At 51.3% G+C, this 20,095-nt stretch carries 18 protein-coding genes; 5 read left to right on the forward strand and 13 right to left on the reverse strand.

Going from position 1 to position 20,095, the window contains the following annotated elements:
- Positions 1-20: 20 nt before the first annotated feature.
- Both H6F93_RS14535 and nadD read right to left on the reverse strand, forming a co-directional pair.
- Positions 21-1,034 carry a type I glyceraldehyde-3-phosphate dehydrogenase gene (locus H6F93_RS14535; protein WP_190641466.1) on the reverse strand — a complete coding sequence of 338 codons (1,014 nt, stop codon included), beginning with the start codon at positions 1,032-1,034 and terminating at the stop codon, positions 21-23.
- A gap of 179 nt (positions 1,035-1,213) precedes the next feature.
- A complete protein-coding gene (gene nadD, locus H6F93_RS14540) occupies positions 1,214-1,822 on the reverse strand; it encodes a nicotinate (nicotinamide) nucleotide adenylyltransferase (protein ID WP_190681881.1) in 609 nt (202 codons plus the stop codon).
- 326 nt (positions 1,823-2,148) lie between these two features.
- Here nadD and murC point away from each other — a divergent pair, with 326 nt between their 5' ends.
- From murC to H6F93_RS14555, 3 genes are all read left to right on the forward strand, one after another.
- The gene (gene murC / locus H6F93_RS14545) at positions 2,149-3,708 is read left to right on the forward strand and encodes a UDP-N-acetylmuramate--L-alanine ligase (protein WP_190681885.1); all 1,560 of its coding nucleotides are present in this window, start codon (positions 2,149-2,151) and stop codon (positions 3,706-3,708) included.
- A 118-nt stretch (positions 3,709-3,826) separates the two neighbouring features.
- Positions 3,827-4,888, forward strand: a complete 1,062-nt coding sequence (gene murB, locus H6F93_RS14550; RefSeq protein ID WP_190641469.1) for a UDP-N-acetylmuramate dehydrogenase — start codon at positions 3,827-3,829, stop codon at positions 4,886-4,888.
- Positions 4,889-4,997: 109 nt separating this feature from the next.
- Positions 4,998-5,342: a YbaB/EbfC family nucleoid-associated protein gene (locus H6F93_RS14555; RefSeq protein WP_190641470.1), complete on the forward strand. Its 345-nt coding sequence runs from the start codon at positions 4,998-5,000 to the stop codon at positions 5,340-5,342.
- Positions 5,343-5,451: 109 nt separating this feature from the next.
- Here the strand turns inward: H6F93_RS14555 and tftA are convergent, their stop codons facing one another.
- On the reverse strand, positions 5,452-6,807 hold the full coding sequence (tftA, locus tag H6F93_RS14560) for a hormogonium tapered terminus morphoprotein TftA (RefSeq protein WP_190681889.1): 1,356 nt from the start codon (positions 6,805-6,807) through the stop codon (positions 5,452-5,454).
- Between the two features lie 182 nt (positions 6,808-6,989).
- Here tftA and dnaG point away from each other — a divergent pair, with 182 nt between their 5' ends.
- Positions 6,990-8,924 (forward strand): DNA primase, encoded by a 1,935-nt coding sequence (dnaG, locus tag H6F93_RS14565; protein WP_190681892.1) that lies wholly within the window; start codon positions 6,990-6,992, stop codon positions 8,922-8,924.
- A 374-nt stretch (positions 8,925-9,298) separates the two neighbouring features.
- Here the strand turns inward: dnaG and H6F93_RS14570 are convergent, their stop codons facing one another.
- On the reverse strand, positions 9,299-9,838 hold the full coding sequence (locus H6F93_RS14570; RefSeq protein ID WP_190681895.1) for a pentapeptide repeat-containing protein: 540 nt from the start codon (positions 9,836-9,838) through the stop codon (positions 9,299-9,301).
- A gap of 139 nt (positions 9,839-9,977) precedes the next feature.
- Between H6F93_RS14570 and H6F93_RS14575 the strand changes: the two genes are divergently transcribed.
- Complete coding sequence (locus tag H6F93_RS14575; protein ID WP_347277296.1) at positions 9,978-10,565, forward strand: YraN family protein; 588 nt, start codon at positions 9,978-9,980, stop codon at positions 10,563-10,565.
- 19 nt (positions 10,566-10,584) lie between these two features.
- On the opposite strand, the gene H6F93_RS14580 is transcribed toward H6F93_RS14575, so the two are convergent.
- From H6F93_RS14580 to H6F93_RS14620, 9 genes are all read right to left on the reverse strand, one after another.
- Entirely contained in the window at positions 10,585-11,946 is a 1,362-nt protein-coding gene (locus H6F93_RS14580) for an FAD-binding oxidoreductase (protein ID WP_190681901.1), read from the reverse strand.
- A 46-nt stretch (positions 11,947-11,992) separates the two neighbouring features.
- Entirely contained in the window at positions 11,993-13,381 is a 1,389-nt protein-coding gene (locus H6F93_RS14585; protein ID WP_190681918.1) for a cytosine deaminase, read from the reverse strand.
- 13 nt (positions 13,382-13,394) lie between these two features.
- Positions 13,395-14,360 carry an ABC transporter permease gene (locus tag H6F93_RS14590; RefSeq protein ID WP_242042457.1) on the reverse strand — a complete coding sequence of 322 codons (966 nt, stop codon included), beginning with the start codon at positions 14,358-14,360 and terminating at the stop codon, positions 13,395-13,397.
- Positions 14,361-14,454: 94 nt separating this feature from the next.
- On the reverse strand, positions 14,455-15,255 hold the full coding sequence (locus tag H6F93_RS14595; RefSeq protein WP_190641477.1) for an ABC transporter ATP-binding protein: 801 nt from the start codon (positions 15,253-15,255) through the stop codon (positions 14,455-14,457).
- Between the two features lie 50 nt (positions 15,256-15,305).
- Complete coding sequence (locus H6F93_RS14600; RefSeq protein ID WP_190681903.1) at positions 15,306-16,421, reverse strand: ABC transporter substrate-binding protein; 1,116 nt, start codon at positions 16,419-16,421, stop codon at positions 15,306-15,308.
- 123 nt (positions 16,422-16,544) lie between these two features.
- The gene (gene gshB, locus H6F93_RS14605; RefSeq protein ID WP_190681906.1) at positions 16,545-17,519 is read right to left on the reverse strand and encodes a glutathione synthase; all 975 of its coding nucleotides are present in this window, start codon (positions 17,517-17,519) and stop codon (positions 16,545-16,547) included.
- 83 nt (positions 17,520-17,602) lie between these two features.
- Complete coding sequence (gene grxC, locus H6F93_RS14610) at positions 17,603-17,863, reverse strand: glutaredoxin 3 (RefSeq protein WP_190681909.1); 261 nt, start codon at positions 17,861-17,863, stop codon at positions 17,603-17,605.
- A gap of 155 nt (positions 17,864-18,018) precedes the next feature.
- Positions 18,019-19,062, reverse strand: a complete 1,044-nt coding sequence (locus tag H6F93_RS14615; RefSeq protein WP_190641481.1) for a WG repeat-containing protein — start codon at positions 19,060-19,062, stop codon at positions 18,019-18,021.
- Between the two features lie 188 nt (positions 19,063-19,250).
- Positions 19,251-19,628, reverse strand: a complete 378-nt coding sequence (locus H6F93_RS14620; protein WP_190681912.1) for a hypothetical protein — start codon at positions 19,626-19,628, stop codon at positions 19,251-19,253.
- Between the last annotated feature and the right edge of the window lie 467 nt (positions 19,629-20,095).

The following is a 20,095-nucleotide window of genomic DNA, read 5'->3' on the forward strand; positions in this document are numbered from 1 at the left end:
TTAGGATGGGGAGCGATCGCCTACTTTGTCCACTTCTGAGCGACTAGCTCAGCCAGATCCACAACCCGCTGGCTGTAGCCCCATTCGTTGTCATACCAAGCGACGACTTTAACCATATCGCCACCCATGACCATCGTTAGTGCGGCGTCAACAATTGAGGACTCATCAGTACCGCGATAATCGCAGGAGACCAGCGGTAAATCGCTGTAAGCCAGAATCCCTTTGAGTGGGCCCTCCGCAGCAGCTCTGAGGGCATCGTTGACCTGCTCAGCAATGGTAGGCTTCTCAACCTGAACAACTAGATCCACGACGGAGACGTTTGGCGTAGGAACTCGTAGCGCAATACCGTTTAGCTTGCCCTTCAATTCAGGCAATACTAGCGCAACTGCTTTTGCAGCTCCTGTGGTCGTAGGCACGATGTTGAGTGCAGCAGCACGGGCACGGCGCAAATCCCGGTGGCTTGCGTCGAGCAAGCGCTGGTCGCCTGTGTAGCTGTGGGTCGTCGTCATGGTGCCTTTGATGATGCCAAAGTTTTCGTGAATGACTTTGGCGACTGGGGCAAGGCAGTTTGTGGTGCAGCTTGCGTTGCTGATGACGGTGTGCTGGTTATGGTCATAGTCTTGATCATTTACCCCTACGACAAAAGTGCCATCGTCGCCTTTGCCAGGAGCTGTAATCAGCACTTTCTTAGCACCTGCGCTGAGGTGCTTGGAAGCTCCTTCTTTGCTGGTGAAAACGCCAGTCGATTCGATGATCAGGTCAATGTCCCAGTCTCCCCAGGGCAAGTTAAGGGGGTTGCGGTCAGAGGTGCATTTGATGGTTTTGCCATTGGCGGTGATGGTGTTGTCGTCAGCGCTGATGTCAGCGTTGAACCTGCCCAACATTGAGTCGTATGTTAACAGGTGGGCGTTGGTTCTAGGGTCAGAAGTGTCGTTGATGGCAACGACTTCCATTTGGCTGTCTTGTCGAGTCAGCCAGCACCGCATAAAGTTGCGCCCGATGCGCCCAAACCCGTTGATCGCTACTCTAATCACTGCGTCTTGCCCTCTGTCTACTAAAATACTTGCTAGTAATGAACCAGATCATACACGTTAGCCGTGCCCCTCTCAATAGCCACCGATGCAGGGTTTTGCACTAGTTGTTAGAAAATTGTGATCTGGTCACTTGGGTCTGGTAGACAGCTCAAGCCAGTGCTTTTTGTAGCTATGCTTCGTTATCGGTATAAACTGTGAGCAAGAATGTAGTTTTCTACCGATTCAGGCACTAGATCCTGGAGAGAGCGGCGATCGCGACAATATTGCCGAACCAGGCTAGACGAAATTTCGACTGAAGGCATCTGTAAAATTTGCCAATCGATTTTGATTGACTGTGCTGCCAGTTGTTGCACAACCTGATGACCGATGACCTCTGCGGGCTGTCTCGATCGAGGCGCAACCAGCCAACTGCAGTTGGCTGCCAATTCTTGGCGACGATGCCACCGGGGCAGGGAGGCAAAGGCATCTAAACCGACGATCCAATACCACTGGCTGTTTGGATAGCAAGTTTGCAGGTCAAGCAAGGTATTGATGGCGTAAGAAGTCCCAGTACGGTTTTGGTCAACGGTAGATAGGCAAAAGACAGGATAGGAGGCGATCGCCCGCTTGACCATCTCAACTCGGTGCTGAAAGTCTGCTAGCTCAATTGATTGCTTGTGAGGAGGGCATTGAGCAGGCACCCAAATGACTTGATCCAGATTTACCTGTTTGAGAGCCATCTCTGCCATTAGTAAATGCCCTTGATGAATCGGATTAAAACTGCCACCCAGAATGGCTAACTTTGGCATGGCAAAAGAATGGTGATCGCCCTGAGAAACTTCCGGATTAGCAACAGCTCCAACGAGTAGGATTAAACATTAGTTTTCGAGCAAAATCTCTTGAAAAGGACGCGATCGCACTCAAAACAGCTTTTAATTAAGACGCTTATTCAGAAATGCGAATCGTGAAGCCATTGCTCCTGCGAATTGTTTAAAGCTTGAGTAAGCACTAGCCAAAAATTAAAAAGTTAACTGAGAGCAGACAGCCTAATCCTTCAGGAGGTTATATCGCGAAAAAGCAATTCTTGCTATGATATCGCGTGTTATTGGTGTGGTGTGGTGTTTGAGGAGCTAGAATGCTGAATTCTGTCGATTTCAGCGGGAGACCATTCCATTTCATCGGCATCGGTGGGATTGGAATGTCGGCTCTCGCCTATATTTTAGCTAAGCGTGGACTCCCAGTTTCAGGGTCAGATATTTGTCTCAACCACATTACGCAGCGTTTGCAGGAGCAAAACGTCCATATTTTTTGGAGTCAAGACGCTGCGAATTTGAGATTTTTTCAACCCAGCCAAAGGTTGATCTCGTCAGAATCATTACCCCAGGAAGCTGGCAGAAATGGTAACGGTAACGGAAACGGCGCGAATGGCACCTTAAAGCAACAAGAGTTGAATTCGTTGGATTCAACTGACTTACAAGCTGTCCTTCCTCAAGTAATCTGTTCAACAGCGATTGATCCTAAAAATAATTCTGAATATCGAGCAGCGCTGGAATCAGGCTGTCCAATTTTTCACCGCTCTGACTTGTTAGCAGCGTTAATGCGTGATTATCAAAGCATTGCCGTTGCTGGGACTCACGGCAAGACAACCACCAGCAGCATGATTAGCTATTTGCTGCTGCAAGCAGGCTTAGATCCGACCATTATTGTGGGTGGTGAAGTAGCTGCTTGGGAAGGAAACGCTCGGTTGGGGAAAGGTCCTTACTTAGTTGCAGAATCCGATGAATCAGATGGTTCTTTGGTAAAGTTTTCTGCCTACATTGGCGTAATTACGAATATTGAGCTTGACCATCCTGATCACTACAACAGTTTGGATGAGGTAATTGAAACGTTCCAAACGTTTGCTCAAAACTGTCAAATCCTAGTAGGAAGTCTAGATTGTGAGACTGTACGGCATCAGTTAAAACCTGCCGTCAGCTATAGTCTACAACCCGAACTTGAGGCAGATTATACAGCGACTGATATTGTTTACCATCCGAGTATTACAGAGGCAAAGGTTTGGGAGCGCGGCGAACTGTTAGGCACGTTGAGTTTGAAGTTGTTAGGTCAGCACAATCTCAGTAATGCCTTAGCTGCTGTAGCCATTGGGCGTTTGCTAGGATTGAAGTTTGAGGTAATTACCTCCATCCTGGCAACTTTTACGGGTGCACGTCGACGCTTTGAGCTACGGGGTGAGTTCAATAATATTTTGCTGGTTGATGACTATGCTCACCACCCCAGCGAAATCCAAGCGACGCTAATGGCTGCTCGGCTCCAGGCAGCAGCCTCTAACCCTGTACCGCGACGGGTTGTAGCCGTATTTCAACCCCATCGCTATAGCCGCACATTAACCTTCTTGCCAGAGTTTGCCCGTTCTTTTGGGAACGCTGACTTGGTCATCACCACGGAAATTTATAGCGCGGGTGAACCAAAGTTGGAGCAGGTTAGCGGACAGCAGTTGGCAGAGGCGATCGCCATGCACCATCCTAAGGTGGTCTATCAGCCAACCCTGCCAGATGTCTACGCTTATTTGGTTGAGACGCTGGCTCCTGGCGACCTTGTTCTATTTCTGGGAGCAGGGAACCTAAATCAGGTGATTCCTCAGCTCAATGCATACTATCAGCAGGTTGACCCTAAGGTTCAGCCTCAGTGTCATTAAGCGAATCCCGGGTTGACCTGTCGTTTCCTCAACGATTGCAGTTCATCCCAACCTTGCTTCATCTTTCAAAACTTGGAGCGCCCCTTTAGCCTCAAGCTTCTTCAAAACCCAAAAAGCTATGACTCTCTCCTGTGACTCCCCCAGCGCCCGTGAACCCGCTTCAGGGATCGCAAGTGCTAAATCCGATTACCCTGCCAGCGAAGAAACATTCAACAAAGAGTTTAAAACTGTTTCAACTGCCGCGGCTAGTCCAACCTCGCTTGCTAAATCGCGTTCTACAACAGCGCTTCACTTACCTGGAACAAGTTGTTTGATCAAGCCTCAAGTGCCATTGTCTAGTTTGACCTCCTTTCGGGTGGGTGGCCCAGCAGAACTCTACATTGCGCCCCAAACCTTGGAAGACTTGCAAATTAGCTTTGCTTGGGCAGAAGCAGAAGGTCTACCCGTCACTCTATTAGGAGCAGGGACCAATTTACTCGTGAGCGATCGCGGTTTACCAGGCTTAGTCATCTGCACTCGCCACCTGCGCCATACAGAATTTGACTCCAACACGGGACAAGTCACTGCCGGAGCAGGTGAGCCAATCGCCCGTCTTGCCTGGAAAGCTGCTGAGCGAGGCTGGCAAGGTCTGGAGTGGGCAGTTGGCATTCCGGGCACCGTAGGCGGAGCTGTCGTGATGAACGCGGGCGCTCATGCCGCCTGTACTGCTGACATTTTGGTGGATACGCAGGTTCTATCGCGAGATGGTCGCGTTAACATTCTTACCCCCCCAGATCTCAACTATCGTTATCGCACCTCCTCGCTGCAGGGAGACACACGTCTGGTTACGCGGACAACCTTTCAACTTCAGCCCGGAGCGGACCCCAAACAGGTGCTTGCAGACACCACCGCTCACATGAAGCAACGACATACAACCCAGCCCTATCACCTCCCTAACTGCGGCAGTGTTTTCCGTAACCCTGGGCCATACACTGCTGGTTGGCTGATCGAGCAAACCGGGCTCAAAGGACATCAAATTGGAGGTGCCCAAGTCGCTCAACGTCATGCCAATTTCATTCTTAACTGTGGTGGTGCAACGGCAAACGACGTTTTCCGGTTGATTCGCTATGTTCAGCAGCAGGTCGCGGATCAGTGGTCACTCTGGTTAGAGCCAGAGGTGAAGATGTTAGGTGAGTTTTAGGGCTGCAGTGGCTTAAAAATTAAATCGGAATGCTTGATCTATAAACACCAATGTTAAGGTTAGGTGTTAGGGTTACACTGAGTTCATCAACAGCAAGATTTAGAAAGTTATGTCTAAAGGTCAAGGATTTGGCTTCGGTTTAGGCAAGATGAAAGAGCTAACCGAAGCGTTTAAGAAGGCTCAGCAGGTTCAAGAAGGCGCAAGAAAGCTGCAAGAAGAACTTGAAGAGATGGAAATTGAAGGCACCTCTGGCAATGGGCTGGTTAAAGTTGTGCTGAGCGGAAACCAAGAGCCTCGTCGGGTCGAAATCTCACCCCAAGCTCTAGAAGAAGGTGCAGATTTGCTCTCTGACCTCGTAGCAGCGGCTATGAAAGATGCTTACGACAAATCTACGGCAACCATGCGCGAACGTATGGAAGAGCTAACGGGTGGCTTAAACTTGCCCGGAATGTAATTGTTTGCTTTGTCTGAAATATTATTTTGCATGGGAAGGGGTGTGGACTTGCTCCGCACCCCTTCCCATGCAAGATAGCCTTGTCGATGCTGAATTAGACTAGACGCCTTTAGAGTAGACCTGCTGACTCGTATAGCCGTCGGACGATCGACACAATCTTCTCCCCATATTGAGCATCTGCTGACCAGCGCCCGCTGAGTTGATTGACGAGGGGCGCAATGCCGCGCCTAACAAAACGGAACCTTGGGTCAACTAGTTCTTGCACGAGTGGTTCTGTGCTGGCATAGGCTTTGAGGTGCTGAATGTGGGCCCTAACTCCAATTCTGGCGCTAGGAAAGGAGGCTGTTTCCTCTTCCACGATTGCACTGCCTAAGCCACCGAAGTTGTTTTGGGACGGTTTTAGAGCGCCACCAAACTGTAAAAACCCTGTTTCAATACACATCTGTGAGAAGGCTACATCGTAGTTAACGCCTTCAATACTGGCTTCTTCACGATAAAGCTTGGGTAAGTCGGGAAACTGGGTTAAAGCATTCTCGTTGTTGGTCTTAAGAAACATCATGAGCTGCACTTCAGACGTGGAACCACGTCCCATGATGCGATCGACGAGTCCTGGGCAAACCGATGCTGACGACCGCAGGATGACCGTGCGAGAGGCACTATCCCAACTTACAGAGATATTAAATTCGCGGAGATCAATTGCCTTAATGTAGACGACATTACGGTAACTGATACGGTTAATACCTGGTGAGTTTGACAGGTCTATATTCAACCGATCGACTAGATCAATGGGGATGTAGGCATTGCCGCTGACGATGACTCCTTGCTCATCATAGATGCCTCCATTGATGTTGATATCGGTGGAGGTGTAGGTTGGGGAGGGAGACGGGGATGGAGAGGTACCTGCCACTGCACGACTCCAGGCGGCAAGACCGTCTGCAATGCCGATGGCGAAGTCACGACGGCGGTTTTGCAATAGCAGGCGATCGTCTGGATTGGTGAGGAAGCCGACTTCTAGCAGCAGCGAAGGCGGAACAAGCTGGCGACAGAAGGGTAGATTGCCCAATCCTGTAGCGGTGTCGGGTCGGGCTCCTCGACTAGGCAATTGAGGGACACGCCGCAATAGCGCTAACAGCAGCAGTTCGGCATGGGCTTTGCGCTGGTCGTTGTTGGCGATGTGATAGGCACTGGCTCCACGCAAGGAGGGATTTGGAGAACCGTCCATGCCAATTTCTAAGGCGACATCGTCTCTTCGCCCTCGCGCATTGATCCAGGCGATTGTTTCTGTGGCACTGAGGTTGTCAGGAACGGTCAACACTTCAAAATTGCGCGATCGCAACTCAGTGGCAATCAGGTCGCGAGTCAAGATCATTTCTCTGGCTTCTGTGGTGCCACCTGCAACGGTGCCGGGGTCGGTCGAGCCATTTTCTAGCCCACCGTGAGCGGCTGAAATGAAAATTCGTCCCATGTGCTAAGTAGTGTCCTTTGACTGTGCCTATTTAAGCGCTTAATGGCTCAAGATACCAGTTAAAACTGGGGATTGGGGATTAGGAGCTGGGGATTGAGGGTTGGGTGAGGAGTTTGATTTTGCTCTTTACCCTTTGGCTTTTAGGTCTGACAATGTAGGGAGTCATTTTTGCTCTGGTGCTAATGGACGTTCCCCGTTTACATCCCGACACGGTTGAGCAGGTCAAGCAACGAGTTGACATTGTCGATGTTGTCTCAGAGCATGTGGTGCTACGAAAGCGGGGGAAGGACTTTACGGGACTATGTCCGTTTCATGATGATAAGTCACCCAGCTTTAGCGTCAGCCCTGGCAAACAGTTTTATTACTGCTTTAGCTGTGGGGCGGGGGGAAATGCGATTAAGTTTTTGATGGAGTTTGGGAAGCGCTCGTTTAGTGATGTGGTGCTGGATCTGGCGCGGCGCTATCAGGTATCAGTGCAAACGCTGGAGCCTGCTCAACGACAGGAGCTACAGCGGCAGCTTTCACTGCGAGATCAGCTTTACGAGATTTTGGCACTGACAGCCCGATTTTATGAACATGCACTGCATCAGGCTCAGGGTGAAGCAGCCTTGACCTATTTGCGGGAGGCACGACGGCTGAGCGAGGAAACAATTCAACAGTTTCAGCTTGGCTATGCTCCGGCGGGTTGGCAGACGCTATACGGCTATTTGGTGGAGCAGAAGCACTATCCGGTGGAGTTGGTGGAGCAGGCGGGGCTGATCGTTCCCCGGCAGGGTGGGGGCGGATATTATGATCGGTTTCGCGATCGCCTGATGATTCCGATTCACGATCTTCAGGGACGGGTGATTGGGTTTGGCGGCAGGACGCTGAGCGATGAGCAGCCCAAATACTTGAATTCTCCTGAAACGGAGCTATTTGACAAAGGCAAAACGCTATTTGGGCTGGATAAGGCACGAGGGACGATCGCCAAGCAGGATTGTGCTGTGGTGGTGGAGGGCTATTTCGATGTGATTGCCCTCCACGCAGCAGGGATCAACAATGTGGTGGCCTCTCTGGGAACAGCTCTAAGTTTGGTGCAGGTGCGGCTACTGTTGCGCTACACCGAGTCAAAGCAGGTGGTGCTGAACTTTGATGCAGATGCAGCGGGGGCGAAGGCGGCTGAGCGGGCGATCGGGGAAGTTGCAGACCTAGCCTATAAGGGGGAAGTGCAACTGCGGGTATTGAACATCCCTCAGGGTAAAGATCCAGACGAATTTCTTCAGAGCCATTCTGCCGATGACTATCGAGCACTGTTGGCAGAGTCACCCCTATGGCTAGATTGGCAGATTCAGCAGCTCTTGGCGGATGCTGATTTAAGTAAGGCAGATCAGTTTCAGCAAAGCACTCAGGCGATCGTAAAGCTGCTAGGAAATTTGCCGAATGCAACCCTGCGGACCCATTACATTCATCGCTGTGCGGAACTACTGAGTCGGGGGGAAGCGCGACTCACTCTGCGGCTAGAGGAAGATTTGCGAACACAGGTGCGGGGGCAGCGGTGGCATGGGCGATCGCAAAAGTGGCAAACTCCAGGCGATCGCACTCTCCTAGAAGAATCAGAAGCGCAGTTATTGCGGCTATACCTGAATCTGCCCGACTACCGGGCTCTAATCATTGATGCCCTGGAAGAACGCGATATTGATTTCAGCATTTCCCATCATCGGTTTCTGTGGCAGCAAATTTTGGAACTGCAGTCTGACATTACAGATGATTTGATTAGGCAATTGCGCGATCGCCTCACCGAATTTCCCGATCGCTTAGCTCAGGTCAACCCGCTGTTTCATTTGGATGAAAAAACTCAGCGAGACATTGTACGTGCGCCTTTAGTCGTTCGAGCCGCAACCGCCTGCATGGAGCGGGTTATCTGTGAAAAGCGCTGCCGCCATTTTCTCAGCCTATGGGAAAAAACTGACTGTGCCGTTGCAAGTGAACTCAGCCAGTATTACCAGCAGCAAATCTACGCCGAAAAGCAGCGCATCGAAGAACTTGACCAGCAAGAACGCCAAACCACCTTTGCAGATCTAGCCCAGGTGCCCTGGGTCGGAGAGTTCTACCAATCCCTGGAATCTGCCACAAATTAAATTTTGTACTACAAGCAAACAAACCCTTTGCTACCTACCGATGCGAAGCGCGTTATGCCCCCCTATCCCAATCTAATCGGAGGGGGTTTGGGGGAAGCGGGCGTCCCCCAATGGGGGTTTGGGGGAAACCCCCAAGGCTCGGATTCTCCCAAATTCCTTTGTTATAACCATGTCTTTCAATGCACGAGGTCTTCGGTTTTTAGCCAAGACCTTCTTAGGGGCTTTGCCCCCAAACCCCTACTGGGGGACGAAGCACGTCCCCCAGACCCCCTCTGCAAGGAATTGGGAATGAGTGGTATAACGCGCTTCGCATCGGTGGGTAGCAAGGGGTTGTTGCACTCCTTGCCTGTGCCTCAGCCCCTAGCCCCTGTCCCCTAGAAACAATCCAGTGTCTCGCGGGTATTTCGCCCGGTTACAGGGTTAGTGCCTGTGGCCATTTCACAGAGTTTATCTTGGGTGTCTTGACGCAAAAGTACGTCGGTAAAGTCGGCTCCATCCAGGGTTGCGCCCTCAAATTTGGCGTTGAAGGCAAATGCGCCTTCTAAGATGGCGTTTGTTAAATTTGCGCCGACTAGGCGGGCGGAGTCGAGGGTGGCAAAGCTCAGGTTGGCTCCTTCCAGATTCACGTCTTCTAGATTTGCACCAAAGAAGCTCACGCCGCGCAGGTCGGCGTGGCTCAGGTTGCTGCTGCGGAGGTTGGCTTTGGTAAAACTGGAATCGGTCAGGACTCGTCCAGAAAAGTCAACGTCGATGAGGCTTTCTTTGTTGTAGTTGTCTGCTAGGGCTTGAGGAATAAATATAAGGTTTAGGGTGGCGATCGCCCCCACCAGTACCCACCACCCTACTAAACTGGGAAACCATCGCGCTGCAAATCGGCAGCATCGCGTCCAGGAGAAATCACAAAGCCTGATCATGCGAATTGAAGGTAACGTGAATAAAAATTCAAGTCGATTTATTTCAACCCAATCCTACCCGAATGTGTCGTGCCATTTGCAGATCAGGGTTGTAGAAGTGGGCAAACTTCAGTCACCGTTACATTCTTTGAATTGCCTTGTGAATTCTTCACTCAATCCTGCTTCCCAACCTGCCAAACCCGGCAAAGTTACACAAACCATTGGTTTTTTGGCAGAAGACTTGGTGGCGCAATGGCTGATTGGACAAGGCTGGGAAATTTTGCAGCGTCGCTGGCACTGCCGCTGGGGTGAGTTAGACCTAGTGGCGAGAGGGGCGATCGCCCCAATTCCTAAAACCACATCTAAGAACGCTCCTCTCCAATCTCAGCCGGTGCTTGCCTTCGTTGAAGTTAAGGCTCGCGGTCGGGGAAATTGGGATGCGAATGGGTTGTTAGCAATTACGCCCAAAAAGCAGGCAAAACTATGGCAGGCTGCCCAGCTATTTCTGGCAGAACAACCTGAGTTGGCAGAGTTGCCCTGTCGATTTGATGTGGCACTGGTGAGCTATGGGCGATCGCCCATTCCCATTTTCAAGCAAGCTAACTCGACTGCTGCTGAAGATTCAACCATTACAATTCCACAGCAGACCAGTCCAATCATCTCCAGACCTGTCAAATTGGGACAACCCCTGGTTGTATCAGGCTATCGACTTATCCTCCAGCAGTACATTCAATCTGCCTTTGATTGAAGCCCATTACCAGCAACCCCTACCGCTCTAACCATGCCCGCATTTTGCCCGGATTCAGCAAACCGTAGGGATCGACCATTTCCTTAAACTTAAGCTGCACTGGATCAATGGTTTTCCTGCCACCATCCTCCAAAACGTAGGTATGCGGATTGGCAATAAACGCACCCTGCTCCTCGTGATATTGAATAATTTCTTGAAGCCGTTCAGCAGTGGAATAGCGAATAATTTGCAGTGCCGCCGGAAGCACGGAGCCATTCACCCGGATGAATTCTAGATGCATCATTGCTTCGTCGCCAAAGTGGTGATACATCTGCTCTACCAGTTTGAGCTGCTTATCTGGCGGAAACAGCGTTTGCAAATAGGTGAGAGACGGGTCAACGCTACGAGCGTGGAGGGTGGTGTGATTCCAGGAATATTCCACCAGCGTCACCCCTTTGCTGGCATCCTTGGCGGCTTTCTCATAACAGAATGCACCACCATACTCCCGCACTAGTCCAGTCAGGGGTTCCCGGCAGGATTCTGAGACGACTAGCAGGGCACAGTGGCTATTTTCGGGAATATGGCTCCGCAGCGCAGCAAAGTAGTTAGGAATTGGGGCAGCACAAATGCAGATTAATTTTTTAATGATGCCGTCTGAGTCGCCTAGCGCCTGACCGAATCGGGCCGCGCTCATAAAATCGGAGAAGCTGACGATGTATTCTGCCCAGGGATAAGCCGGACCAAGGGGAATTTCTAGCTCGGTAATAATGCCGTTGGTACCATAGGCATGGTTCACTTTCTGTACATCGTCGCCGCGTAGCTCGATCACACGAGGCTGGTCTTCCATTGTTACGACCCGAACGGCGTGCAGGTTGCCGCGATCGCGCAGTTGCCCATAGGTGATCGAGCCGATGCCACCACTACCACCCCCAATAAAGCCCCCAATTGTCGCAGTCCGATAAGTGGAAGGGGTCATACGAATTTCCCAGCCGGTTTCCCGTGCCTGTTTGTCAAGTGCGGCTAGTTTTACGCCAGGTTCAACGCAGGCGAGTCCAGGTTTTAGCCAGCGAACCGCCTGCATTCGGCTCAGATCAAGAATTACGCCGCCTTCTAAGGGGACGCACTGCCCATAGTTTCCGGTGCCTGCTCCACGAACCGTCAACGGTAGTTTGAATTTCACGCAAACCTCCGCCACGCGCAGCACTTCGGCTTCGTTAACAGGGCGAACCACTAGGTCGGCAACTTTACCCGTCAACTGCGCCTGCAACACTGGGCTAAAGCTGTAGTAGTCTTGCGAGAGTTTGGCTACTTGAGTCGGTTCTCGAATTATTTCAATGCCGCTGAGGGCACTGGTTAATGCATCCCAATCAAGCGATCGCCCTGTTGCAGCCGTTGCAGTCATCTCGCTAGCCTCCTGTATACAAAGTCAAGTTAAATTAAGTGTCCCGTCATTTCACCAGCAAGTCATCCAGTTCGGCGTAGTCAGGAAGAGCGGTATCGATCGCCTTTCCCTGTCGTAACACGACTCGATCATGCTGCGATCGCGACAGCAATTCACTAAAGTAACGCCCTCTAAAGAAAATCAAATCGGCGGGCAACCCAGTTCCGATCCGCCCAATGGTTGGAAAACCCATTAGGTCTGCGGGTGTGGTCGTTACCGCTGTACACCAGTCTCCATAGGCTGCATTAAAATGAGCAATCTTGGCAGACTGGGTAAACACCTCCAGCACATCGTGATCCCCAAAAGCGTGAAATGGGTCGCGGCAGTTATCACTGGCAACCGCTGTGGGTACGCCAGAGTGCTTTAGCTCATGCAGTAGCGTTACCCCTCGCCAGCGTGGAGTACGACTGGGAAACTTGGAGTTAAATGCAAGCTGCTGCTCTAGCGGGGCATACAGGAAATGCTGAGAAGTTTGCTGGTTGCGGTCTTGCAGGTAAAGGTTACACATCGGCAAGCTAACGATTCCGATTCGCGCCTGCTTGACTAGATCAATCGTTTTCTGAACTTCCTTGGCAGGTTGCACCGAGAGGCTACAACAGTGACCACAAACTACCTGCCCGGTGAATTCGTGGCGCAGGGTTGCCGCTGCAATGTGGCGCAGGGTAATGTCGGCGGGGTTGCCGCTTTCATCGGTGTGAAAGTCGAGGTTGAGCTGGCGATCGCCCGCTAACTCAAAAACCCGATCGATCTGCCGCTCTAAATCTTCGTTCATCAGCGGCAAACCGCCCAAACAGCCTCCCGCTTCAGCGATCTGGTCAGCCAATACTTCTCCCTCTGCGCCCATGAAATAGTCCAACGGCACCAGGGAAACAGCCTGAAGTTCTAGCCGACCTTGCCATTCCGCTTTTAGTGCTTTGAAGACCTCCAGACTGATTTTCGCCTGTCCATTAGCAGAGTCGATGTGAGTCCGCAGGGCACGAGTGCCGTGAGCATAGCTGCACTTTAGCCCAAACTCCATACGGCGATAGACATCCTCGGCATCCCAGTGTTTCTCGCGATCGCTACTTACTAGAGCTAAGGCGCTATCAAACGTGCCTGCCAGGTTGGGCGATCGCCCCCAGGTATGGCCTTTATCCAAATGCGTGTGCAAATCCACAAAGCAGGGCCAGACCATTCCTCGCTGCAAATCGACTGAGGGAATTTCATCTGGAACGGTTGCAGATTGTTGTAACGAATGAATTATTCCGTCCCGAATCTCAATATCTAGCAGCAGCAGCGGCTCAATTGGATTCAGTAATTCCGATTCGCCAAGCGTTTCCCCATCGGCTAGCTGAATCAGGGTAGATGGAACATGGGCATTCTTCAGCCAGTAATGGGACGCTCCAGGAATCTTCATCGCAGGTAGATGCTCAATTTTCTCGTCGAACAGCGCTTTCGTGCCACTTGCCAAGCAAAAAGTCAGAAAGCAGCGTCAGCAGCACAAAGATGAGCACGCCCAACCCAGTAGTCATCAGTAGGGCAGCAAACATCCGGGGAATCTGTAGATTGTAGCTGGAAATCAGGATTTGGTAGGCGATCCCCGATTTGGTACCGCCCGTTCCGGCAACGAATTCTGCCACCACTGCGCCGATCAGAGCCAGCCCGCCGCTGATTCGCAATCCACCCAAAAAGTAGGGCATAGCGCTGGGCAAGCGCAGATGCAGCAACGTCTGCCAGCGGGAAGCTTTGTAAAGCTGGAACAGGTTGATCAGGTTGTGGTCAGCGCTATTCAACCCCAGGGTCGTATTGGCGATGATGGGGAACAGCGCCACAATCCAAGCGCAAATTACCAGTGCCACAAAGGTGCTGTTGTCTCCCGGTACAACCTGCCTGACCCAAATAATGATCAGTGGGGCGATCGCCACCACCGGGGTCGTTTGCAAAATCACCGCGTAGGGAAAGAAGCTGCGCTCAATCCACTTGCTCTGGGTAAACAGAACTGACACCAACAGTCCAGAAATCACCGCTACAACGAAAGCAGCCAAGGTAATTTGAAACGTGATCACTAACGACGGAAACAGCGTTCCCCATTCGCTAATTAGCGTTTGCAGCACCAGCAGTGGGCCTGGGAGCAGGTAAGGCTGAACGCCACTCATTCGCACCGCAATTTCCCAGAATGCCAGCACCAAAAAGCCCACCCCTACCGGAGCCAGCAAATCGGGCGAAAGCAATTGCCGCATCCCTGACAACCCCGCAGTTCCCAGTTTGCCAATCGGTTTAGCCGCAAGGGCAGGGATCGATCCATTGGGGCGATCGCTCCCTGCCGTGAAGTTGATGCGGCCCATCAACAAATTTTGCAGTTCCAGAATTAGGGCAGTCAGTTGGCGCAGCAGCATGGAGGAAGGAGAAAGGGGGACGGAAGAAGGATGAAGGATAGTTAGCAGGTAAGGGGTTAAGACAGTCTTCCTGCTTGCGGTCTACTATCTACCACTAGACATATTCTGCAGCTCGTCGGTCAGGGTTGGCGATCGCCACATCTTGCCCACTCGCAGCCTGGGAAAGGGCAGAAGAAATCTGGCGGCAGTATTCACCGTAGAGGGGGGAGAGGCGAAACTCTTCGGTGCGGGGATAGGGAGCGGCGATCGGCACATCTGCCACAACTCGCCCTGGACGTGCTGCCATCACGATTACCCGATTCGACAGGTAAACTGCCTCATAAATGTTGTGGGTGACAAATATCACCGTCCATTGCTTTTGGCTCCACAGAGCGAGCAAGTCACTGTTGAGCCTGCTGCGAGTCATCTCATCCAGCGCCCCAAACGGCTCATCCATCAGCAATACTTCTGGCTTTGTCACCAGGGCACGGGCGATCGATACCCGCATCTTCATCCCACCTGACAGTTCACGCGGGTAACACTTCTCAAAGCCAGTTAGGTCAACCAATTCCAGCGCTTCAGCTACAGCCGTCCTAGATGCAGAATAGGAAACCCCCGCCAGTTTCAAGGGCAATCGCACATTGTCTTGCACCGTTGCCCAGGGCATTAGAGCAGCTTCCTGAAACACAAACGCAAGCTGGCGCTGGGAATGACCACTACTCCATTCGATCTGTCCCGAACTCATCTTGCCTAAACCTGCAATCATTCGCAGTACAGTACTTTTACCGCAGCCAGACGGTCCAACCAGGCTGATAAACTGTCCTTCCTCAATCGCCAAATTGAGGTGCTGTAGCGCCACCGTGCCATTGGAATAGACCTTGGTGATGTCGCTGAGCGTAATGGCAGGATGAGTCATTAGCGTTTATGCAAATAAAGTGCAGTGTGCGTGTACCAACCCAAATAGCCTTAAGCCTGATAAGCTTCTGCGCCTTTGTTGACAAAGTCCAGTGTGTAAGCCTGCTTGTAATCCGTATTAGGGTCAAACACGCCTGCCTCTGCCATCGTGTCAAAGAAAGACTTCCAGCGCCCATCGGTCATTGCGCCAATGCCTTGCGTTTCTGCCTCACCAGAAATGGCAATGCCGTATTCCTGCATTTTTTCGATGCCGTAGGCAATTTGTTCGTCGGTCATTTCAGGGTTAGCTTGCTTGATTAGCTCATTTCCCGGAGCCGGATCTTCAAAGTAGCTATACCAGCCCTTGATCGACGCATCAACAAATCGCTGCACTAGATCTGGGTCAGATTCAACCAATTCTCGCCGCGTTTCGATCGTGGTGGAATAAGGATCGTAGCCGTAATCTGCTAGTAGGAATACGACTGGCTCAAAGCCGCCCTCCTTTGAGATCGCCAGCGGTTCAGAACTGAGGTAACCCTGCTGAGCCGCTTGCTTGTCTGCTAAGAATGGACCGGGGTTGAAGTTATAGGGACGCTTTTGGTCTTCGGTGAAGCCGTAGCGTGCAACCAGGAACGGCCAGTAGGTGGTGTTTGCTGCTGCCGAAACAAAGACAGGTCTGCCCTTTAAATCTTCTAGCGATTCGGCTCCCGTGGCGGGGTGAGCAATCAGGATTTGCGGGTCTTTTTGGAACATCGCCGCTACCGTGACCTTGGGGATGTCTTCCTCGATCGCCTTGATCGCATCTGCCGTATAGCCCATGAAGAAATCGACTGCACCGCCCATCAATAGCTGCGTGCCGTTGACTTGGGGACCGCCCATTTGAATGGTCACATCCAGACCATGCTCCTCATAAATGCCCGCAGCAACCGCCTGATAGAAGCCGCCGTGCTCTGCCTGAGCATACCAGTTGGTGCCGTAGGTGACGGACGTCAATTCACCGCTAGGAGAAGGGCTGGCAGCGGCGGAAGATTCTGCTGCTTCCTCCTCTTCAGCGGCGGGCTGATTGCCAGTACAGGAAGCAACCACGCCTGCCCCCACTGCCATTGCTCCATATTGAATAAATTTACGCCGGTTGATCCCCCGGTTGATCCCATAAATTCCAGGCTTTGGATAGCGCAGTCGGCTCATGCAAGTCTCCTTTGAGTTGGAAATGAGATCCCTCGCTCTGAAGCTACTAAAACAAACAGACCAGAGGGAAACTGTATTTTTAGATACGGGTCTTTCAGATACGGGCGATCGCCCAAACGCTTCTCAGACTGAACGGATTGCAGGTTGCTGTTCCACCCAACGAATCACCTGTTCACCCAGTCGCACATTGTTGAGCCGATCGACTTCGCGGATTCCGGTTGGGCTAGTGACATTTACTTCAGTTAGGTAGCCCCCAATCACATCAATTCCCACAAAGATTAAGCCATCTCGCCGCAACGTAGGGGCTAAGAGGCTACAAATTTGGCGATCGCGCTCAGTAACCTCTGCCGCAGCCACCCGTCCGCCCACTGCCATGTTGCCGCGAAACTCACTGCCCGTCGGAATCCGATTCACGGCACCAATGGGCTCACCGTTTAGCAGAATCACCCGTTTGTCACCGTCTTTGGCTTCTGGCAAAAACGTTTGCACCATGATCGGGTACTGGTTTTGGGTGCTGATTTCGACCAGAGAATTGAAGTTGCGATCGCCTGGTTCGATCAGCAAAATTCCCTCGCCGCCTTTACCACCCAGCGGTTTAATTACCGCCGCACCCTGTTGCTCAATAAACTGCCGGATCACCCGCTTATCTTGACTCACGATCGTCTTAGGGATCACATCAGCAAACTGAAGCGCATACATTTTTTCATTCGCCAGGCGCAGTCCAGCAGGCGAATTAACCACCAGCGTTTTTGCCGGATTCACATAGTCCAGAATGTAGGTGGCGTAGAGGTAGGGCACATTCACGGGCGGGTCAGTTCGCATGAACACGGCGTCCATTTCCTCTAGGCAGAGGAGGGTGCGATCGCCAAGCTGATACCAGTTTGACTCCACTACCCAGTGTCCATCGACCAACTGCGCCGGAGTGATCTGCACTTGCTGTAGCTCAGCCCAGGCCTTGCCACCCGTCACGCTGAGCAATCTTGCCTCCGTCACCCAAACCTCATGACCCAGCGTTTGTGCTGCCTCCATGAGCGCCACGCTGGTGTCGTGACCAGGATCAAGCTTTTGAATCGGGTCAATAATAAACGCAAATTTCACGCAGCCACTCTCCAGCGATGCACTTGGGCAACTCTACATTAAACCGCAAAGCAGCTATGTCCAAAGCAGCTATGTCCAAGTTCTTATGCGGCTAGCAGATCATCTAGCTTGCCACGAGAGTTGAGTGCATACAGGTCATCGCAGCCGCCAATGTGCTGATCGTTGATAAAGATTTGGGGCAAGGAACGTCTACCGTGAGCCCGTTCAGCCATTACTGCTCGCGCCTGTTCATCACCATCAATGGGGTATTCGGTAAACTCAATTCCCTTCTTATTCAGCAGTGCTTTAGCTCGAATGCAGAAAGGACAAGAAGCCCAAGTGTAAATTTCAACGTTGGCAGTCATAATTCACATTTAAATCACACATACTCCAATCTTAATGGTGTATTAGGAATTGAGGATTAGAGATTAAGGTTTGGAGAGTGGAAATTGAGGGTTGGGAGTGAGAAATGGAGGTTAATTTTCAAAGATTCCTGGAATTCCATCTATCCTTCACCTGCTTACCCTGCCCGAATTGCCCAAAAATCTTGAACAAAATGGATTGCGGTCACGAGCCAGCTTTTGGTCGATTGCCAAACGATGCGCCCATGAGGATCGATATAGTAATCGACGCTGTCATGGTTTACTAGGGCTAGCCCGCCATCAAAGTTTTCTGCAAAGCCGTCAAACTGGGGGGCGATCGCAAAGTCTCCTGAACGGTTGATATATCCCCACTCAGACTGTTTAGGATCCAAGCTCACCGCTGCTAACCCTTCAGAAAAATCTTTGACACCGGAAAACTGAGGCTGAATCACAAATTCTCCCTGCTGATTCATGTATCCCCATTTGTCGCCGACCTGCACGGCCACCAGCCCCTCAGAAAAAGGTCTAAAGTTGCTGAACTGTGGCTCGATGATAAATTTTCCGCTCTGGTCGATATAGCCCCACTTACCATTCACCTGCACTGCCATAAACCCTTCAGAGGCGTAGCTGTACCCCTCATACTGGTCAATCTCAACCTGCGGTGCGGGGACAAAATCTCTTTCGCGCGCTTCTGCTTCTCGCTGCGGATTGCGAACTTCTCTACCAGAACGGCGATCGACAAAGGTGCTGGGTACTTTCCAGGTGGCGTTGCGGCTGCCATCCTCGTAAGAAACCTGTCCGGCGACCTCAGCCACTAGCTGCCCTGATGCGTCAATGTAGGTAAACTGACCGTCTTTTTCAACAAACGCGATGCCGCCAACAAAATGCTCTGCGTAATCGTATTGAGGCTGGATGACAAATTCCCCGGTGCGGTCAATGTAGCCCCATTTGCCATTTGCAGCAGCCAGAGATAATCCTTCAGAAAATCCACAGGCTTCGTCAAACTGAGGCTCAATGACGGTGTACCCGCTGCGATTGATAAAACCGACCTGGTTGTTTTGGCGAACGGGATAGAGCCCACTTTCATCCGCTAGGTTGGTGGTTTCGTAGCAGGTTGGACTGGCGATCGGCGGTAGTGTCCCTCTACATCCAGTAACGATCAGGCTAACAAAAATCAGGCAAAGCAGAGCCGTTTGCTGCATCGCTCATCTCCCGTGTTGCTCTGTTCTGGCAGGTGAATCCTCTAACCCAAGAGTCTAACTCTTTAGAGCGATTTCCTCATCGCCCAATTTGGTCAGATAGGAGGAAGTGCGGCTAGGAGTTGGGTATCAAAGGCTAGTAAGGGAGAGCTATTGAGAAAAATTATTCTAAAGAAAAATTTATTTTAGGGTTATCTGGGACCGAAGTTGAAGCGATCGGGAGATGCACAACCGCTGCTTACTCCGGAGGGGCTGCCTGTTGGGACTCGCCAGACCGTTCCAGACTCGTTGCACTGAACCAGAACAACAGCATTGCCTTCGGGCAAAATCAGGTCGCCTGCAAAGAGGTCTGTGTTGACATCAACGAGTTGGTAATCCTGAGCATTAACTCTTTTGCGGGCCACTCGACCGTTGTTAACATCAACGATGCGGGCGATCGCCTCTGAACGCTCGGACGATCGGAAGATTGAGGTGGATTGCTGTGCAGTAGCCAGATCATAAGCAATTCCGTAGCCTAACCCCGCCAGTGCTAAGCCCAAAACAACAAAAGTGAAACTTTCACGCCGCATGACCTGTTTTACCTAGTTTCCAATTTAGCTTGGTGACTGCTACTTGCTTCAAAATGCAAAAATGACCCTCGTGTAGTACGGGATCGATATCCTTCCAATTTAGACTGTGCAACCCCTAATTTGGTGCGATCGCTGACAGTTCTTATCGCGGCAACACTACCCGTTGCGGCGTTAAAGGCGATCGCTCAAGCACCCAATTAAACTAACTAATTTAAGAATTAGACCCTGAGTATATAAAAGCGCAATTCTCATACTGAATGCATCCTTCATGTTGTGTAGATGCTGCAGCAAACTATCAAGTTCCATTCCTTTGAATCTCTTAAGAACCTCCTTAACCTTGAATTTAAACTGTGACAGGACTTACGCAGATGTACTAAATGTGGTGGTCAGCTTAGCCCAATTTCATAGCAAGAGTGGGTGATTTGAGTTGCCCAATCAAATAGTGGGATAACAGTCTGCTCTTGAGT

The sequence above is a fragment of the Leptolyngbya sp. FACHB-671 genome (genome assembly GCF_014695745.1).
Lineage (GTDB): Bacteria > Cyanobacteriota > Cyanobacteriia > Elainellales > Elainellaceae > JAAUTN01.

What these genes read in the sequence shown, in the direction of transcription:
- nadD (WP_190681881.1), bottom strand. Translation starts at nt 1,822, where the DNA reads ATGCCAAAGTTAGCCATTCTGGGTGGCAGTTTTAATCCGATTCATCAA.
- murC (WP_190681885.1), top strand. Translation starts at nt 2,149, where the DNA reads ATGCTGAATTCTGTCGATTTCAGCGGGAGACCATTCCATTTCATCGGC.
- murB (WP_190641469.1), top strand. Translation starts at nt 3,827, where the DNA reads ATGACTCTCTCCTGTGACTCCCCCAGCGCCCGTGAACCCGCTTCAGGG.
- H6F93_RS14555 (WP_190641470.1), top strand. Translation starts at nt 4,998, where the DNA reads ATGTCTAAAGGTCAAGGATTTGGCTTCGGTTTAGGCAAGATGAAAGAG.
- tftA (WP_190681889.1), bottom strand. Translation starts at nt 6,807, where the DNA reads ATGGGACGAATTTTCATTTCAGCCGCTCACGGTGGGCTAGAAAATGGC.
- dnaG (WP_190681892.1), top strand. Translation starts at nt 6,990, where the DNA reads ATGGACGTTCCCCGTTTACATCCCGACACGGTTGAGCAGGTCAAGCAA.
- H6F93_RS14570 (WP_190681895.1), bottom strand. Translation starts at nt 9,838, where the DNA reads ATGATCAGGCTTTGTGATTTCTCCTGGACGCGATGCTGCCGATTTGCA.
- H6F93_RS14580 (WP_190681901.1), bottom strand. Translation starts at nt 11,946, where the DNA reads ATGACTGCAACGGCTGCAACAGGGCGATCGCTTGATTGGGATGCATTA.
- H6F93_RS14585 (WP_190681918.1), bottom strand. Translation starts at nt 13,381, where the DNA reads ATGAAGATTCCTGGAGCGTCCCATTACTGGCTGAAGAATGCCCATGTT.
- H6F93_RS14590 (WP_242042457.1), bottom strand. Translation starts at nt 14,360, where the DNA reads ATGCTGCTGCGCCAACTGACTGCCCTAATTCTGGAACTGCAAAATTTG.
- H6F93_RS14595 (WP_190641477.1), bottom strand. Translation starts at nt 15,255, where the DNA reads ATGACTCATCCTGCCATTACGCTCAGCGACATCACCAAGGTCTATTCC.
- H6F93_RS14600 (WP_190681903.1), bottom strand. Translation starts at nt 16,421, where the DNA reads ATGAGCCGACTGCGCTATCCAAAGCCTGGAATTTATGGGATCAACCGG.
- grxC (WP_190681909.1), bottom strand. Translation starts at nt 17,863, where the DNA reads ATGACTGCCAACGTTGAAATTTACACTTGGGCTTCTTGTCCTTTCTGC.
- H6F93_RS14615 (WP_190641481.1), bottom strand. Translation starts at nt 19,062, where the DNA reads ATGCAGCAAACGGCTCTGCTTTGCCTGATTTTTGTTAGCCTGATCGTT.
- H6F93_RS14620 (WP_190681912.1), bottom strand. Translation starts at nt 19,628, where the DNA reads ATGCGGCGTGAAAGTTTCACTTTTGTTGTTTTGGGCTTAGCACTGGCG.